At 72.4% G+C, this 16,296-nt stretch carries 17 protein-coding genes; 16 read left to right on the top strand and 1 reads right to left on the bottom strand.

Going from position 1 to position 16,296, the window contains the following annotated elements; all coding sequences use genetic code 11:
* The first annotated feature begins 4 nt into the window (after window positions 1-4).
* From ACF089_RS03795 to nusB, 14 genes are all read left to right on the top strand, one after another.
* Window positions 5-340: a hypothetical protein gene (locus ACF089_RS03795; RefSeq protein ID WP_392021284.1), complete on the top strand. Its 336-nt coding sequence runs from the start codon at window positions 5-7 to the stop codon at window positions 338-340.
* Window positions 340-3,009 (top strand): alanine--tRNA ligase, encoded by a 2,670-nt coding sequence (gene alaS, locus ACF089_RS03800; protein WP_392021287.1) that lies wholly within the window; start codon window positions 340-342, stop codon window positions 3,007-3,009. The genes ACF089_RS03795 and alaS overlap by 1 nt, the downstream gene beginning before the upstream one ends.
* Window positions 3,006-3,470, top strand: a complete 465-nt coding sequence (gene ruvX / locus ACF089_RS03805; protein WP_392021289.1) for a Holliday junction resolvase RuvX — start codon at window positions 3,006-3,008, stop codon at window positions 3,468-3,470. The genes alaS and ruvX overlap by 4 nt, the downstream gene beginning before the upstream one ends.
* 101 nt (window positions 3,471-3,571) lie before the next feature.
* Window positions 3,572-5,434: an endolytic transglycosylase MltG gene (gene mltG / locus ACF089_RS03810; RefSeq protein WP_392021292.1), complete on the top strand. Its 1,863-nt coding sequence runs from the start codon at window positions 3,572-3,574 to the stop codon at window positions 5,432-5,434.
* Window positions 5,415-6,272: a shikimate dehydrogenase gene (locus ACF089_RS03815; RefSeq protein WP_392021295.1), complete on the top strand. Its 858-nt coding sequence runs from the start codon at window positions 5,415-5,417 to the stop codon at window positions 6,270-6,272. The genes mltG and ACF089_RS03815 overlap by 20 nt, the downstream gene beginning before the upstream one ends.
* Before the next feature lie 37 nt (window positions 6,273-6,309).
* Complete coding sequence (locus ACF089_RS03820) at window positions 6,310-6,648, top strand: hypothetical protein (RefSeq protein ID WP_392021298.1); 339 nt, start codon at window positions 6,310-6,312, stop codon at window positions 6,646-6,648.
* Window positions 6,649-6,791: 143 nt separating this feature from the next.
* Complete coding sequence (gene aroC / locus ACF089_RS03825) at window positions 6,792-7,976, top strand: chorismate synthase (RefSeq protein ID WP_392021301.1); 1,185 nt, start codon at window positions 6,792-6,794, stop codon at window positions 7,974-7,976.
* Window positions 7,973-8,488, top strand: coding sequence for a shikimate kinase (locus ACF089_RS03830; RefSeq protein ID WP_392021304.1), 516 nt, complete (start codon window positions 7,973-7,975; stop codon window positions 8,486-8,488). Before aroC ends, ACF089_RS03830 begins: the two co-directional genes overlap by 4 nt.
* Window positions 8,485-9,576 carry a 3-dehydroquinate synthase gene (aroB, locus tag ACF089_RS03835; RefSeq protein ID WP_392021307.1) on the top strand — a complete coding sequence of 364 codons (1,092 nt, stop codon included), beginning with the start codon at window positions 8,485-8,487 and terminating at the stop codon, window positions 9,574-9,576. Before ACF089_RS03830 ends, aroB begins: the two co-directional genes overlap by 4 nt.
* Window positions 9,573-10,013 carry a type II 3-dehydroquinate dehydratase gene (aroQ, locus tag ACF089_RS03840; RefSeq protein WP_392021310.1) on the top strand — a complete coding sequence of 147 codons (441 nt, stop codon included), beginning with the start codon at window positions 9,573-9,575 and terminating at the stop codon, window positions 10,011-10,013. Before aroB ends, aroQ begins: the two co-directional genes overlap by 4 nt.
* A gap of 313 nt (window positions 10,014-10,326) precedes the next feature.
* Complete coding sequence (locus ACF089_RS03845; RefSeq protein ID WP_392021313.1) at window positions 10,327-11,154, top strand: Pro-rich N-terminal domain-containing protein; 828 nt, start codon at window positions 10,327-10,329, stop codon at window positions 11,152-11,154.
* Between the two features lie 84 nt (window positions 11,155-11,238).
* Complete coding sequence (locus tag ACF089_RS03850) at window positions 11,239-12,345, top strand: aminopeptidase P family protein (protein ID WP_392021316.1); 1,107 nt, start codon at window positions 11,239-11,241, stop codon at window positions 12,343-12,345.
* A 58-nt stretch (window positions 12,346-12,403) separates the two neighbouring features.
* Window positions 12,404-12,970, top strand: coding sequence for an elongation factor P (gene efp, locus ACF089_RS03855; protein WP_392021319.1), 567 nt, complete (start codon window positions 12,404-12,406; stop codon window positions 12,968-12,970).
* Between the two features lie 2 nt (window positions 12,971-12,972).
* The gene (nusB, locus tag ACF089_RS03860) at window positions 12,973-13,401 is read left to right on the top strand and encodes a transcription antitermination factor NusB (protein WP_392021321.1); all 429 of its coding nucleotides are present in this window, start codon (window positions 12,973-12,975) and stop codon (window positions 13,399-13,401) included.
* 458 nt (window positions 13,402-13,859) lie between these two features.
* On the opposite strand, the gene bldD is transcribed toward nusB, so the two are convergent.
* Complete coding sequence (bldD, locus tag ACF089_RS03865) at window positions 13,860-14,360, bottom strand: transcriptional regulator BldD (RefSeq protein ID WP_003956405.1); 501 nt, start codon at window positions 14,358-14,360, stop codon at window positions 13,860-13,862.
* A 243-nt stretch (window positions 14,361-14,603) separates the two neighbouring features.
* Between bldD and pyrR the strand changes: the two genes are divergently transcribed.
* Window positions 14,604-15,185, top strand: a complete 582-nt coding sequence (gene pyrR, locus ACF089_RS03870; protein WP_392021324.1) for a bifunctional pyr operon transcriptional regulator/uracil phosphoribosyltransferase PyrR — start codon at window positions 14,604-14,606, stop codon at window positions 15,183-15,185.
* Window positions 15,186-15,309: 124 nt separating this feature from the next.
* On the top strand, window positions 15,310-16,296 hold the full coding sequence (locus ACF089_RS03875; RefSeq protein ID WP_392021327.1) for an aspartate carbamoyltransferase catalytic subunit: 987 nt from the start codon (window positions 15,310-15,312) through the stop codon (window positions 16,294-16,296).

Raw genomic sequence — 16,296 nt, forward strand, 5'->3', positions numbered from 1 at the left:
CACCATGTTCCGCCGCACCTTCTGGTTCACCGCGGGCGCCGCCGCCGGGGTCTGGGCCACCACCAAGGTCAACCGCAAGCTTCAGCAACTGACCCCCGAGAGCCTCGCGGCGACCGCCGCGAACAAGGCCCTCGACGCGGGTCACCGCCTCAAGGACTTCGCGCTCGACGTCCGGGCCGGAATGATCCAGCGCGAGGAGGAGTTGGGCGAAGTGCTCGGTACGAACACCCCGCCCGACCCCGGACTGCCCGCGCAGCGCCACCGCCCCGCGATCGAACGCCCCGCACGCGTGATCGACACGCGCTCCTACCACTCGTACAACCGGAATGAGGACCACTGATGGAGTCGGCTGAAATCCGCCGCCGCTGGCTGAGCTTCTTCGAGGAGCGCGGGCACGCCGTCGTGCCTTCGGCGTCGCTCATCGCGGACGACCCGACTCTGCTGCTGGTCCCCGCGGGCATGGTCCCCTTCAAGCCCTACTTCCTCGGCGAGGCCAAGCCGCCCGCCCCGCGCGCCACCAGCGTGCAGAAGTGCGTCCGCACCCCGGACATCGAAGAGGTCGGCAAGACCACCCGCCACGGCACCTTCTTCCAGATGTGCGGCAACTTCTCCTTCGGCGACTACTTCAAGGAAGGCGCCATCAAGCTCGCCTGGGAGCTGCTCACCGGCTCCCAGGCCGACGGCGGCTACGGCCTCGACCCCGAGCGCCTGTGGATCACGGTCTACAAGGAGGACGACGAGGCCGAGCAGATCTGGCGCGACGTCATCGGCGTCCCCGCCGAGCGCATCCAGCGCCTGGGCATGGGCCCCAACTTCTGGTCCATGGGCGTCCCCGGCCCCTGCGGCCCCTGCTCCGAGATCAACTACGACCGGGGCCCCGAGTTCGGCGAAGAGGGCGGCCCCGCCGTCAACGACGAGCGCTATGTGGAGATCTGGAACCTGGTCTTCATGCAGTACGAGCGCGGTCCGGGCGAGGGCAAGGAGGACTTCCCCATCCTCGGCGAGCTGCCGTCGAAGAACATCGACACCGGCCTCGGCCTCGAACGCCTCGCCATGATCCTCCAGGGCGTACAGAACATGTACGAGACCGACACCCTGCGGGTCGTCATGGACCGGGCCACCGAGCTGACCGGCGTGCGCTACGGCGCCGAGCACGGCACCGACGTCTCCCTGCGCGTGGTGGCGGACCACATCCGCACCTCCGTGATGCTCATCGGCGACGGAGTCACCCCCGGCAACGAGGGCCGCGGCTATGTGCTGCGCCGCATCATGCGCCGCGCCATCCGCAACATGCGCCTCCTCGGGGCCACCGGGCCGGTCGTCGCCGAGCTGGCCGACGCCGTCATCTCGACCATGGGCGTCCAGTACCCCGAACTGATCACCGACCGGAAGCGGATCGAGGGCGTGGCGCTGGCCGAGGAGGCCCGCTTCCTCAAGACCCTCAACGCCGGCACCAATGTGCTCGACACCGCCATCACCGACACCAAGGCCGGCGGCGGCAAGGTGCTCGCCGGCGACAAGGCCTTCCTGCTCCACGACACCTGGGGCTTCCCGATCGACCTCACCCTGGAGATCGCCTCCGAGCAGGGCCTGAGCGTCGACGAGGACGGCTTCCGCCGGCTGATGACCGAGCAGCGCGACAAGGCCAAGGCCGACGCCCGGGCCAAGAAGACCGGCCACGCCGACCTCTCCGCCTACCGCGAGGTCGCCGACGCCTCCGGCGCCACCGAGTTCACCGGCTACACCTCCCTCGAGGGCGAGACCACCATCGTGGGCCTGCTGGTCGACGGAGTGCCCTCGCCCGCCGCCTCCGAGGGCGACGAGATCGAGGTCGTCCTCGACCGCACCCCCTTCTACGCCGAGGGCGGCGGCCAGCTCGCCGACCAGGGCCGTATCAAGCTCGACTCGGGCGCCGTCATCCAGGTGCGCGACGTCCAGCAGCCGGTGCCCGGCGTCTCCGTGCACAAGGGATCGGTGCAGGTCGGCGAGGTCACCGTCGGCGCCTCCGCCTACGCGGCCATCGACGACAAGCGCCGCCGGGCCATCGCCCGCGCCCACAGCGCCACCCATCTGACCCACCAGGCGCTGCGCGACGCGCTCGGCCCCACCGCCGCCCAGGCCGGTTCGGAGAACTCGCCCGGCCGCTTCCGCTTCGACTTCGGCGCGCCCTCGGCCGTGCCCGGCACGGTCCTCACCGATGTCGAGCAGCGGATCAACGAGGTCCTCTCCCGGGAGCTGGACGTCCAGGCCGAGGTCATGTCCATCGACGACGCCAAGAAGCAGGGCGCCATCGCCGAGTTCGGCGAGAAGTACGGCGAGCGGGTCCGGGTCGTCACCATCGGCGACTTCTCCAAGGAGCTGTGCGGCGGCACCCATGTCGGCAACACCGCCCAGCTGGGCCTGGTGAAGCTGCTCGGCGAGTCGTCGATCGGCTCCGGCGTGCGCCGGATCGAGGCCCTGGTGGGCGTCGACGCGTACAACTTCCTCGCCAAGGAGCACACGGTCGTCGCCCAGCTCCAGGAGCTGGTCAAGGGCCGTCCGGAGGAGCTGCCCGAGAAGATCTCCGGCATGCTCGCCAAGCTGAAGGACGCCGAGAAGGAGATCGAGCGGTTCCGCGCGGAGAAGGTCCTCCAGGCCGCCGCCGGGCTCGCCGAGGGCGCCCGGGACGTCCGCGGGGTCGCCCTGGTCACCGGGCAGGTGCCGGACGGCACCTCGGCCGACGATCTGCGCAAGCTGGTCCTCGACGTCCGCGGCCGCATCCCCGCCGGCCGGCCGGCCGTCGTCGCCCTGTTCACCGTGGCGGGCGGCCGTCCGCTGACCGTCATCGCCACCAACGAGGCCGGGCGCGAGCGCGGTCTCAAGGCCGGTGACCTGGTGCGCGCCGCCGCCAAGACCCTCGGCGGCGGCGGTGGCGGCAAGCCGGACGTCGCCCAGGGCGGCGGTCAGAACGCGGAGGCCGTCGGCGACGCCATCGCCGCCGTGGAGCGACTGGTGGCCGATCACTCGTGAGACGAGGACGCCGTCTCGCGCTCGACGTCGGGGACGCCCGGATCGGGGTCGCCTCGTGCGACCCCGACGGGGTCCTCGCCACCCCGGTGGAGACCGTGCCGGGGCGCGATGTCCCGGCCGCCCACCGGCGGCTGCGGCAGCTCGTCGAGGAGTACGAGCCGCTGGAGGTCGTGGTCGGGCTGCCCCGCTCGCTCAGCGGCGGGGAGGGCCCGGCGGCCCTCAAGATCCGTGCGTTCACCCAGGAGCTGGCCCGGGGCATCGCCCCGGTGCCGGTCCGGCTCATGGACGAGAGGATGACCACAGTAACGGCGGCCCAGGGGCTCCGCGCCTCGGGCGTGAAGTCCAAAAAGGGCCGCTCTGTGATCGACCAGGCTGCCGCTGTGGTGATCCTTCAGAACGCTCTGGAGTCCGAGCGGGCGTCTGGGGCGCCGCCCGGCGAGTCCGTCGAAGTGGTTGTCTGATCGCGATACGGTAACGTTCCGCGCGATGCGGCGGTGTTCGAACAGCCGCCGCACAACGTAGAGGCGGACCGTCCGGCCCCCTCGCGGCTGTTTGGGGAACGATGACTGAATATGGACGGGGCCCAGGCTCCGCACCGTGGCATCCGGAGGACCCGTTGTACGGGGACCAGGGGTGGACAGGTCACCAGGCCCCGGACGGCCGGAACACCGCCCACGGCACGCAGCAGGCCCAGCAGCCGCAGCAGGGGTACGAAGCCGTGCAGGGGGACCCGTACCAGCAGGGTTACGCGAACCAGCAGTACGCCGCCGGTCAGCCCCACGACGGCCACTCCTACGGCGAACAGCAGTACGGAGCCGTCCCGCAGCACGAGCAGCAGCAGTACCAGCAGCAACACGAGCAGCAGCAGGTCCAGCACCAGCAGCAGGCCCAGGGCCACCAGGCCCAGCAGCCGCAGCAGGGCCACCAGCAGGCGCAGGGCCGGCAGCACGCCCAGCAGCCTCAGCAGCAGTACGGCGACGGCTCGCAGCAGGACCCGTACCAGCAGCAGTACACCGAGCACCAGTACGCCGCCGGCGGGTGGGACGCCGCGCAGCAGACCGGGCTGGCCTACGACCCCGCCCAGAGCGCCCCGTACCAGGCCGAGACGCCCGATCTCTACGGGACGCCCGACGCCTATCCGCCGCCCGAGCCCCCCGCCCGCCGGCCCGCCGAGCCCGAGCCCGCCGCCGAGGGCGAGCACGACTGGGAGGCGGAGCCGGAGGCCGAGAAGCACCCCTTCTTCACCGGTGACGACGGCTCCGGCGACGCGGACCCCGAGCCGGGCGGCTCCCGGCGGTCCGGCGGCGACGGCCGGGACGGTCGCGGCGGCCGGACCAAGAAGCAGAAGAAGGGCCGCAACGGCATCGCCTGTCTCGTCGTCGCCGTGGTCCTGGTGGGCGGCCTCGGCGGCGTCTCCTACTTCGGCTACCAGTTCTGGCAGGGCAAGTTCGGCGAGGCCCCCGACTACTCCGGCGCGGGCAGCGGCACCGTCCAGGTCGAGATCCCCCCGCACTCCGCCGGCTTCGCCATCGGCCAGGTGCTCAAGAAGGCGGGCGTCGTCAAGAGCGTCGACGCCTTCGTCTCCGCGCAGGGCAACAACCCCCAGGGCAAGTCGATCCAGGCGGGCGTGTACACCCTGAAGAAGGAGATGTCGGCGGCGAGCGCGGTGAAGCTGATGCTCAGCCCGGCCAGCCGCAGCGCCCTGATCATCCCCGAGGGCAAGCGGAACGCCTGGGTGTACGAGCAGATCGACACCAGGCTCGGGCTGGAGTCGGGCTCGACCAAGAAGGTCGCCCAGGAGCAGGCCAAGGACCTCGGGCTGCCCGACTGGGCGAAGGGCCGCCCCAACCTCAAGGACCCGCTGGAGGGATTCCTCTTCCCGGCCAGCTATCCGGTCGCCAAGGGCACCAAGCCGGAGAAGGTCCTCCGTAAGATGGTCGCCCGCGCCAACCAGGAATACGGCCGTATCGATCTGGAGGCCGAGGCCAGGAAACTCAAACTCGACGGACCGTGGCAGCTCATCACGGCGGCGAGTCTGGTGCAGGCCGAGGGCAAGACGGACGACGACTTCCGGAAGATGGCCGAGGTCATCTACAACCGCCTCAAGCCGGACAACACCGAGACCAACCGGAAGATCCAATTCGACTCCGCCTTCAACTACTTGCAGGGCCAGAGCGAGATCAAGATCAGCGAGTCCGAGATCAAGAGCAATCCGGACCTGTACAACACCTATTACCACGAGGGTCTCACCCCCGGACCCATCGGAAACCCCGGAATCGAAGCGCTGGAAGCAGCGCTCAGCCCGACGTCCGACGGCTGGATGTATTTCGTGGCCACGGACGGAATGAACAAGACGGAATTCGCCAAAACGCATGACGAATTCCTGGAGCTGAAGGAAAAGTTCAATGAATCGGGCGTCGGATGAGCACACCGGGCCGAAGGCGGCACACCGCGCCGCGGTACTCGGATCGCCCATCGCGCACTCGCTCTCCCCGGTGCTCCACCGCGCCGCCTACGCGGCGCTGGGCCTCGACGGATGGACGTACGACCGGCACGAGGTGACCGAGGAGGAGCTGCCCGCCTTCCTCGACAAGCTGGACTCCTCCTGGGCCGGGCTGTCGCTGACCATGCCCCTGAAGCGTGCCGTCATCCCGCTCCTCGACCAGGTCACCGGGATCGCGGCCTCGGTGGAGGCCGTGAACAGCGTCGTCCTCACCCCGGACGGCCGCCGGCTCGGCGACAACACCGACATCCCCGGGATGCTCGCCGCCCTGCGCGAGCGCGGCGTCGGCACGGTCGAGAGCGCCGCCGTGCTCGGCGCCGGGGCCACCGCGTCCTCCGCGCTCGCCGCGCTCTCCCGGATCTGCGAGGGACCGGTCACCGCCTATGTCCGCAGCGAGGCCCGGGCGGCCGAGATGCGCGGCTGGGGCGAGCGGCTCGGCGTCCGGGTGCGTACCGCCGACTGGGCCGACGCGGCCGAGGCCCTGAACGCGCCCCTGGTCGTCGCCACCACCCCGGCCGGATCCACCGACGCCCTGGCGGCGCGGGTCCCCGAGCGGCCCGGCACCCTCTTCGACGTGCTCTACCACCCCTGGCCCACCGCCCTCGCCGGGGCCTGGTCGGCGCGCGGCGGAGCCGTCGTCAGCGGGCTGGACCTCCTGGTCCACCAGGCGGTGCTCCAGGTCGAGCAAGTCACCGGGCGCTCCCCGGCGCCGCTCGCCGTGATGCGGGCGGCAGGCGAACGGGCGCTCGAATCCCGGTAGAATTACCGGTGTTGACCACGGGGTGACGGGGGCGGGAATGGACACCGGGCAGCCGCGGGCGGCGGCGGTGAGCAGGATTCTCGACGTCGTCGAGGTGATCACCGCCTTTCTGCCCGACTGGCTGGAGATCCCCGCGCTCGCCCTGACGGCCCTGGTCGTCGCGGTCGTGGGGGTGCGCGCGCTGCGGAGCCGGCTCGCCGCCCGGCGCGCGGACCGGTCCGTCCGCCCGGCCCCCGGCACCGACGGCCTGAGCGGCGCGGACTACCTCGGCGCCTACGCGCCCCGGCCGTTCCCCCGGCCCGCGACGCCCTCGCCCCGCGCCCCCGGAGGCGCGGATTCCCCCGGTGCCCGCGCCCCGCGACCGGGCGGGAGCTGACGGCACGGGCCGCCGCGCCGCCGTCCGGCAGCTGGACCTCAGAGCCGCGCACCCCGCCGGACATGGGAGGATCGACCCAGGCGGGCCAGGGCCGCGCACCCGGTCGCGCCATTGCATGTGGAGGCGCGAGCAGAGGAGCACCGTTGAGCAGGTTGCGTTGGCTGACGGCGGGGGAGTCCCACGGACCCGCACTGGTGGCGACGCTGGAGGGTCTTCCCGCCGGTGTGCCCATCACCACCGAGATGGTGGCGGACCACCTCGCGCGGCGTCGGCTCGGCTACGGGCGGGGCGCGCGGATGAAGTTCGAGCGCGACGAGGTGACCTTCATCGGCGGCGTACGCCACGGCCTGACCATGGGGTCCCCGGTGGCGGTCATGGTCGGCAACACCGAGTGGCCGAAGTGGGAGAAGGTCATGGCGGCCGACCCCGTCGACCCCGACGAGCTGGCGGCGCTCGCCCGTAACGCCCCGCTCACCCGGCCCCGGCCCGGCCACGCCGACCTCGCCGGGATGCAGAAGTACCACCTGGACGAGGCCCGTCCGATCCTGGAGCGCGCCAGCGCCCGGGAGACCGCGGCCCGGGTCGCGCTCGGCGCGGTCGCCCGCTCCTACCTCAAGGAGACGGCCGGCATCGAGATCGTCTCCCACGTGGTCGAGCTGGCCGGCGCCAAGGCCCCCTACGGCGTCCTGCCCACCCCCGCCGACGTGGAGAAGCTCGACGCCGACCCGGTCCGCTGCCTCGACGAGGACGCGAGCCGGGCGATGGTCGCGGAGATCGACCAGGCCCACAAGGACGGCGACACCCTCGGCGGAGTGGTCGAGGTCCTCGCCTACGGCGTCCCGGTCGGCCTCGGCTCGCACGTCCACTGGGACCGCAGGCTCGACGCCCGCCTCGCCGCCGCCCTCATGGGCATCCAGGCCATCAAGGGCGTCGAACTCGGCGACGGCTTCGAGCTGGCCCGCGTCCCCGGCTCCCGGGCGCACGACGAGATCGTCGCCACCGACGACGGACTGCGCCGCACCTCCGGCCGCTCCGGCGGCACCGAGGGCGGCATGTCCACCGGCGAGCTGCTCCGCGTGCGCGCCGCGATGAAGCCCATCGCGACCGTGCCCAAGGCGCTGGCCACCGTCGACATCACCACCGGCGAGGCCGCGGCCGCCCACCACCAGCGCTCCGACGTCGCCGCCGTGCCCGCCGCCGGCATCGTCGCCGAGGCCATGGTCGCCCTGGTGCTCGCCGACGCCGTCGCCGAGAAGTTCGGCGGCGACAGCGTCACCGAGACCCGCCGCAATGTCACCTCGTACCTCGAGAATCTGAACATCCGGTGAGCGTTCCGGTGATCGTCCTGGTCGGGCCCATGGGATCCGGCAAGTCGACCGTGGGCGAGCTGCTCGCCCAGCGGCTGGGGGTGCCCTACCGGGACACCGACGGGGACATCGTCGCCGCCCAGGGCCGCGAGATCGCGGACCTCTTCGTGGACGAGGGCGAGGCCCGCTTCCGTGAGCTGGAGCGCGACGCCGTACGGGAGGCGGTCGCCGGGCACACCGGCGTGCTCGCCCTCGGCGGCGGCGCGATCCTGGACGAGTCGACCCGCGCCCTGCTGAAGGGGCTGACCGTGGTCTATCTCTCCCTGGAGGTGGAGGAGGCGGTCCGGCGCACCGGTCTCAACCAGGCCCGTCCGCTGCTCGCCGTCAATCCGCGCCGCCAGTGGCGGGAGCTGATGGACGCCCGCCGCCCGCTGTACACCGAGGTGGCCCGGGTGACCGTGGCCACCGATGAACGCACCCCCGAAGAGGTCGCCCAGGCGGTCCTCGACGCTTTGGAGCTGAACGACGCATGACCGAGCAGTCAGTGACCCGAGTCCAGGTCGCGGGCACGGAAGGCACCGACCCGTACGAGGTGCTGGTGGGCCGGCAGCTCCTCGGCGAGCTTCCGGGGCTGATCGGCCGGGCCCAGCGGGTGGCCGTGCTCCACCCGGAGGCGCTGGCCGACACCGGGGAGGCGATCCGCGAGGATCTGGCGTCCCAGGGATACGAGGCCATCGCGATCCAGCTGCCGAACGCGGAGGAGTCCAAGACCGCCGAGGTCGCCGCGTACTGCTGGAAGGCGCTCGGCCAGACGGGCTTCACCCGGACCGACGTCATCGTCGGCGTCGGCGGCGGGGCCACCACCGACCTCGCGGGCTTCGTCGCGGCCACCTGGCTGCGCGGGGTGCGCTGGATCGCGGTCCCGACCACGGTGCTCGGCATGGTCGACGCGGCCGTCGGCGGCAAGACCGGCATCAACACCGCCGAGGGCAAGAACCTCGTGGGCGCCTTCCACCCGCCCGCCGGAGTCCTCTGCGACCTCGCCGCCCTCGACTCGCTGCCGGTCAACGACTACGTCAGCGGTCTCGCCGAGATCATCAAGTCCGGTTTCATCGCCGACCCGGTGATCCTGGACCTGATCGAGGCCGACCCCGAGGGAGCCCGCTCCCCGGCCGGGCAGCACACCACCGAGCTGATGGTCCGCTCCATCCGGGTGAAGGCCGAGGTCGTCTCGGGCGATCTCAAGGAGTCCGGCCGGCGCGAGATCCTCAACTACGGGCACACCCTCGCCCACGCCATCGAGAAGAACGAGCGCTACAAGTGGCGGCACGGCGCGGCCGTCTCCGTCGGCATGGTCTTCGCGGCGGAGCTGGGCCGGCTGGCCGGACGGCTGGACGACGCGACCGCCGACCGGCACCGCGCCGTCCTGGAGTCGGTCGGACTGCCGCTGACCTACCGGGGCGACCAGTGGCCCAAGCTGCTGGAGACCATGAAGGTCGACAAGAAGTCGCGCGGGAACCTGCTGCGCTTCATCGTCCTGGACGGCGTGGCCAGGCCCACCGTGCTGGAGGGCCCCGACCCGGCCGTCCTGCTCGCCGCGTACGGGGAGGTCTCGGCGTGACCCGCCGGGTACTGGTCCTCAACGGCCCCAATCTGGGCCGGCTCGGCTCCCGGGAGCCCGACGTCTACGGCGCGACCTCCTACGCCGGTCTGGTGGAGAGCTGCCAGGCGCTCGGCCGGGAGCTGGGTCTGGACGTGGACGTCCGCGAGACCAATGACGAGGGCGAGCTGATCCGCTGGCTCCACGAGGCGGCGGACGGCTCGATTCCGGTGGTGCTCAACCCCGGGGCCTTCACGCACTACTCGTACGGGATGCGGGACGCGGCGGCCCAGCGCACCGCGCCCCTGATCGAGGTGCACATCTCCAACCCGTACACCCGGGAGACCTTCCGCCACACCTCGGTGGTCGCCGCCGTCGCCAGCGGCACCGTCGCGGGCTTCGGCATCGGCTCCTACCGGCTGGCCCTGCGCGCCCTCGCCGAGGAACTCTCGGCCTGAGCGCCGCCTCGGCTCCCGGTCCGGGCGCCGCCTCGGCTCCCGGTCCGGGCGTCGCCTCCGCTCCGGTCCGGGCGCCGGGGCGGCCTCCCGGTCCGGGCGGCCGGGCACCGGGGCGTCCTCCCGGCGGATCGTCCCGCGAGGCGGTCCGCCGGGGCCGGATCCCGCGGGCACTTCGGGGCGGGGCCGTGCGTTCTCCGGGCGGGGGCCGGGATCGGCGGAGATTCACGGCGCGCCCGGAGGGTACCGTTCGAGGGCAATGACAGCCGAGTTTCCGCCTGACCAGCGTCAGCCGTACGAGACGGAGTGGCACCGGATGCAGCACGCAGTGGGGGCCCCGCTGCCGCCGCCCCACGGACCGGGGCACGGATCGGCCGGATGGACGCACGGCGGCGGCCCGCCCGGCCCGCCCCCGGGCCCCCCACAGCCACCGCCCCCGCAGCCTCAGTCCCCTCCGGCCGCCGGAGCGCCCCCCGGCTGGACCCCGCCCGCCGGACCGCCCCCGGGCGACGGCACGGGCCAGGTACGGCTGCCCCCGGGCGGCCCGGTCCCGCTCCCCGCCCCCCGCGCGGACAACGGCTCCGGCACCGCCCCGCTCGCCGTCCTGCTGATCGGCCCGGCCGGCGCGGGCAAGACGACCGTGGCCCGGCACTGGGCGACCCGCCGCCGCGTCCCCACCGCCCACATCAGCCTCGACGACGTCCGCGAATGGGTCTGCTCCGGCTTCGCCGACCCCCAGTCCGGCTGGAACGACCACTCCGAGGCCCAGTACCGCCTCGCCCGCCGCACCTGCGGCTTCGCCGCGCGCAATTTCCTGGCCAACGGAATCTCCTGCATCCTCGACGACGCGGTCTTCCCCGACCGCCCCGTCGTCGGCCTCGGCGGCTGGAAGCGCCATGTGGGCCCCGGACTGCTGCCCGTCGTCCTGCTGCCCGGACTGGAGATCGTCCTGGAGCGGAACGCGGAGCGCAGCGGCAATCGCAGACTCTCCGACGAGGAGGTGGCGTCCATCCACGGCCGCATGGCGGGCTGGTACGGATCGGGCCTGCCGATCATCGACAACTCGGCGTACGACGTCGAGACCACCGCCCGCGTCCTCGACGACGTCCTCTCCCGCGCCGTCGCGAGCCCCCCGGCCTGGTAGCCCGCGCGCCCGGCCCGGCCGGGCACACCCCCGGTCGGACGCGCTGACCGGGCCGAGCGGCCCGCCCGCTCGTACGATCGGGGCATGTCTGAGGTGTATGGGGTCCGCCGTGACCGGCTGCGCGACCGGTGTGCCGCCACCGGCGGCGCCGGGGCCCTCGTCTCCCGGCCCGCCAATGTGCGCTATCTCGCCGGCGGCGCGCCCCCCGGGGCGGTCCTGCTGCTCGGTCCCGCCGAGGACGTTCTGCTGTGCCCCCGCACCTCCGCAGGCGACACGGCGGGCGGCCGCCCCGACGAGGGGCTGCGGCTGACGGTGCTGCCCGCCTCCGGGGGCGATCCCGCCGTCGCCGCCGCCGAGCTGGCCCGTACGGCGGGGGAGTCGTCGCTCGCCGTCGAGGAGCACCACCTCACCGTCGCCCGCCACCGGGCGGTGCGCTCCGTCGCGCCCCGGCTGCGCCTCGCGGACCTGGGCCTCGCCGTGGAGCAGCTGCGCATCGTCAAGGACGAGGAGGAGATCGCCTGTCTGCGGATCGCCGCCGAGATCACCGACCAGGCGCTGGGCGAACTGCTGGAGTCGATCCTCGTCGGCCGCACCGAGCGCCATCTCGCCCTGGAGCTGGAGCGGCGGCTGATCGACCACGGGGCCGACGGCCCGGCCTTCCCCACCTCCGTCGCCACCGGACCCAATTCCGGCCGCCGGGGCCACCACCCCACCGACCGCCGGGTCGAGGAGGGCGATTTCCTCTCCGTCTGCGTCGGCGCGGACTACCGCGGCTACCGCTGTGAGATCGGTCGTACCTTTGTGATCGGCACCTCCCCGGCGGACTGGCAGATCGAGCTGTACGACCTGGTCTTCGCCGCGCAGCGGGCCGCCCGGGAGGCCCTGGCGCCCGGGGCGGCGTACCGCGACGTGGACCACGCGGCCCGCCAGATCCTGAGCGCCGCGGGCCACGGAGAGGGCCTCGCACCCCTCACCGGGCACGGTGTGGGCCTCGAAATCGACGAGGACCCGCAGTTGGCCCCGGCCGCCATGGGTAAACTGGACGCTTGCGTGCCGGTCACCGTCGAACCGGGGGTCCACCTCCCGGGCCGGGGCGGGGTCCGGATCGATGACACGCTCGTCGTGCGCCAGGAGGCGGACGGCGGACCCGAGCTACTCACCATCACGACCAAGGAGCTGCTCGCGCTCTAGCGCGCACCGTCGTAGCCCCCGGTCGTCCACCAGCGTCAGTCCAGGAGATTCCGCAACCGTGGCTTCCACGAACGACCTCAAGAACGGCATGGTGCTCAAGCTCGACAACGACCAGCTCTGGTCCGTCGTCGAGTTCCAGCACGTCAAGCCCGGCAAGGGCCCGGCCTTTGTGCGCACCAAGCTCAAGAACGTGCTCTCCGGCAAGATCGTCGACAAGACGTTCAACGCCGGCGTGAAGGTCGAGACGGCCACCGTCGACCGCCGCGACATGCAGTTCTCGTACATGGACGGCGACTACTTCGTCTTCATGGACATGCAGACGTACGACCAGCTGCATGTCGCGCGCCCCGCCGTCGGCGACTCCGCGAACTTCCTGATTGAGGGCTTCACGGCCACCGTCGCCACGCACGAGGGCGAGGTGCTCTACGTCGAGCTGCCGGCCGCCGTCGAGCTGGTCATCCAGGAGACCGAGCCCGGTGTCCAGGGCGACCGCTCCACCGGGGGCACCAAGCCCGCGACGCTGGAGACGGGCTTCACCGTGCAGGTCCCGCTCTTCATCACCACCGGTGAGAAGATCAAGGTCGACACGCGTTCCGGCGACTACCTCAGCCGGGTGAACAGCTAACCGTGGCCGCCCGCAACAAGGCCCGTAAGCGCGCCTTCCAGATCCTCTTCGAGGCCGACCAGCGCGGTGCGACCGTGCAGACGGTCCTCGCCGACTGGATCCGCCACTCACGGACCGACACCCGGCAGCCCCCGGTGACCGAGTACACGATGGAGCTGGTCGAGGGGTACGCGCGGTACGCGGCCCGGATCGACGACCTGATCTCCACGTACGCGGTCGACTGGGAGCTCGACCGGATGCCCGTCGTGGACCGGAACATCATCCGCCTCGGAGCCTATGAGCTGGTGTGGGTGGACGAGACGCCGGACGCGGTGGTGATCGACGAAGCGGTGCAGCTCGCCAAGGAGTTCTCCACCGACGAGTCGCCCTCCTTCGTGAACGGCATGCTCGGCCGCTTCAAGGAGCTCAAGCCCAACCTGCGCCGCGAGTAGCGGACGGCGGGCGAGTGGCCTCGGCGGGCCCGGAGCGGTGACGAGAGTCGCCCGCTCCGGGCCCGCCGCCGTCCGTCTCCCCGCCCGCCGCCGCCGTCCGTCTCCTCGCCCGTCTCCCCGTCCGTCCGGGCCGCCGAGCTGTGCCCGCGACCGGGTCCGCGTCCGGTCCGCCGCCGGGAGCGCCTGCCGCCCCGGCTCCCTCAGGGGCCCCATACGCCCCGCTCGCGCCCTGTCGGACGGCTGTGCGAGCCCGGTGCCCCGACGGTGACGCGGAGCGCGCAGAACGGCGGTCAGCCCCCTCGCGGGCGCGCGCACGCGCGAGACCGCGCCACGGCCCCGCCGCCGCGTCCCGGCCCCGGACGCACGGAAGGGCGAACCCGCTACAGGCGGGTCCGCCCTTCTGATGTGACGTTTCTCCGCAATCCTGGCGGAGACGGAATTCAGCCTCGGGAGTGGACTCAGCTCTCCTCGTGGGAGACCGCGCGCCGCGCGTCCGCGTCCAGCACGCCCCAGCTGATCAGCTGCTCGGTCAGGACCGACGGGGACTGGTCGTAGATGACGGCCAGGGTGCGCAGGTCGTCCTGGCGGATCGACAGCACCTTGCCGTTGTAGTCACCGCGCTGGGACTGGATCGTGGCGGCGTAGCGCTGGAGCGGGCCCGCCTTCTCGGCCGGCACATGGGCCAGCCGCTCCAGGTCCAGAACGAGCTTCGGCGGCGGCTCGGCGGCCCCGCCCGGCGTGGTGCCGGGAAGCAGCTCCTGGACCGGAACGCCGTAGAAGTCCGCCAGCTCGGCCAGACGCTGCACGGTCACGGCACGGTCGCCGCGCTCGTACGAACCGACCACCACGGCCTTCCAGCGGCCCTGGGACTTCTCTTCCACGCCGTGGAGGGACAGCCCCTGCTGGGTGCGGATCGCGCGGAGCTTGGCCCCGAGCTGTTTTGCGTATTCGCTGGACATATAGCTCCCCGGACGAAGTCTGGTAACTCACTGTGAGGTTACGCAGCGTTACTTGGATGCGTCAAGCCGAATGGTCCGGACCGGTCTCTTGTCATGATCGGGACGGCTTCCGGGCGGTGCTCCCGCTCCGGGATTCTGCCAGGGGGGCGGCCGGGCGGCCTCTCGGGCCCTGGTACGGTGGCGACGCAAATTAGACGTCCTTTAAGGTCCGTCCCGTGAGGCGGAGAAGGAGGTCCGTTTCATATGGACACGCACAGCTCCGATGTGGCCCGGCCCGTTCTCGAGGCCCCCGACATCGCGCGGGTACTGACCCGTATCGCCCACGAGATCGTCGAGCGCGCCAAGGGCGCCGACGACGTGGTCCTGCTCGGCATCCCGACCCGCGGCGTCTATCTCGCCCGCCGGCTCGCCGCCAAGCTGGAGGAGATCACCGGCCGTCCGACGCCGGTCGGCTCCCTCGACATCACGATGTACCGGGACGACCTCCGTCTGCGGCCCGCCCGCGCGCTCGCCCGCACCGAGATCCCCGGCGAAGGCGTCGACGGACGGCTCGTCGTCCTCGTCGACGACGTCCTCTTCTCCGGCCGCACCATCCGCGCCGCCCTCGACGCGCTCGGCGACATCGGCCGCCCCCGCGCCGTACAGCTCGCCGTCCTGGTCGACCGGGGCCACCGCGAACTCCCCATCCGCGCCGACTACGTGGGCAAGAACCTCCCCACCTCGCTGCGGGAGGCCGTCAAGGTCCAGCTCGCCGAGGAGGACGGCCGCGACACCGTGCTGCTCGGGATCCGCGAGCCGGCCCCCGCCCCCGCCGGCGAGCAGTAGCACCCCCCGACCCTCCGGCCCCGCCGCCCGGCGGGTCCCGCGCGCCCGCATGCCCCAGCGCCCCGCGCAGGGACCCCGGCGGCCGCCCCCGCGAGCCCTCTCCCCGACACATCGGAGCCCCTCGATGAAGCGCCACCTCATCTCGGCCGCCGACCTCACCCGTGACGACGCCGTCCTCATCCTCGACACCGCCGAGGAGATGGCCCGCGTCGCCGACCGGCCGATCAAGAAGCTGCCCACCCTCCGCGGCCGCACCGTCGTCAACCTCTTCTTCGAGGACTCGACCCGGACCCGGATCTCCTTCGAGGCCGCCGCCAAGCGCCTCTCCGCCGACGTCATCAACTTCTCCGCCAAGGGCTCCTCGGTCTCCAAGGGCGAGTCCCTCAAGGACACCGCGCTCACCCTGGAGGCCATGGGCGCCGACGCCGTCGTCATCCGCCACCACGCCTCCGGCGCGCCCTACCGGCTGGCGAACTCCGGCTGGATCGACGGCGCGGTCGTCAACGCGGGCGACGGCACCCACGAACACCCCACCCAGGCCCTGCTGGACGCCTTCACCGTGCGCCGCAGGCTCGTCGGCCGCGACACCGGCCTCGGCCGCGACCTCGACGGCCGCCGGATCACCGTCGTCGGCGACATCCTGCACAGCCGGGTCGCCCGCTCCAACGTCCTGCTGCTGAACACCCTCGGCGCGCACGTCACCCTCGTCGCTCCGCCCACGCTGGTCCCCGTCGGCGTCGAGAGCTGGCCCTGCGACGTCTCCTACGACCTGGACGCGGTGCTCCCCGACTCCGACGCCGTGATGATGCTCCGGGTCCAGAGCGAGCGGATGAACGCGGCCTTCTTCCCCACCGAGCGTGAGTACTCCCGCCGCTACGGCCTCGACGCCGACCGGATGGCCCGGATGCCCGCGCACGCCGTCGTCATGCACCCCGGACCGATGAACCGGGGCATGGAGATCACCGCCGAGGTCGCCGACTCCGACCGCTGCACGGTCGTCGAGCAGGTCGCCAACGGCGTGTCGATCCGGATGGCCGTCCTCTATCTGCTGCTCGGCGGCGCCGAGCCCGCCGTCACCACCGCTTCCGCCCGTACCGAGGAGACCAAGTAA

It is taken from the genome of Streptomyces sp. NPDC014894 (assembly GCF_043080985.1).
Classification (GTDB): domain Bacteria; phylum Actinomycetota; class Actinomycetes; order Streptomycetales; family Streptomycetaceae; genus Streptomyces.

Coding starts and splice junctions, on each gene's coding strand:
- mltG (WP_392021292.1), top strand. CDS start 3,572: ATGACTGAATATGGACGGGGCCCAGGCTCCGCACCGTGGCATCCGGAG.
- ACF089_RS03795 (WP_392021284.1), top strand. CDS start 5: ATGTTCCGCCGCACCTTCTGGTTCACCGCGGGCGCCGCCGCCGGGGTC.
- ACF089_RS03820 (WP_392021298.1), top strand. CDS start 6,310: ATGGACACCGGGCAGCCGCGGGCGGCGGCGGTGAGCAGGATTCTCGAC.
- bldD (WP_003956405.1), bottom strand. CDS start 14,360: ATGTCCAGCGAATACGCAAAACAGCTCGGGGCCAAGCTCCGCGCGATC.
- pyrR (WP_392021324.1), top strand. CDS start 14,604: ATGGACACGCACAGCTCCGATGTGGCCCGGCCCGTTCTCGAGGCCCCC.
- ACF089_RS03850 (WP_392021316.1), top strand. CDS start 11,239: ATGTCTGAGGTGTATGGGGTCCGCCGTGACCGGCTGCGCGACCGGTGT.
- ACF089_RS03815 (WP_392021295.1), top strand. CDS start 5,415: ATGAATCGGGCGTCGGATGAGCACACCGGGCCGAAGGCGGCACACCGC.
- alaS (WP_392021287.1), top strand. CDS start 340: ATGGAGTCGGCTGAAATCCGCCGCCGCTGGCTGAGCTTCTTCGAGGAG.
- ACF089_RS03845 (WP_392021313.1), top strand. CDS start 10,327: ATGCAGCACGCAGTGGGGGCCCCGCTGCCGCCGCCCCACGGACCGGGG.
- aroB (WP_392021307.1), top strand. CDS start 8,485: ATGACCGAGCAGTCAGTGACCCGAGTCCAGGTCGCGGGCACGGAAGGC.
- ACF089_RS03875 (WP_392021327.1), top strand. CDS start 15,310: ATGAAGCGCCACCTCATCTCGGCCGCCGACCTCACCCGTGACGACGCC.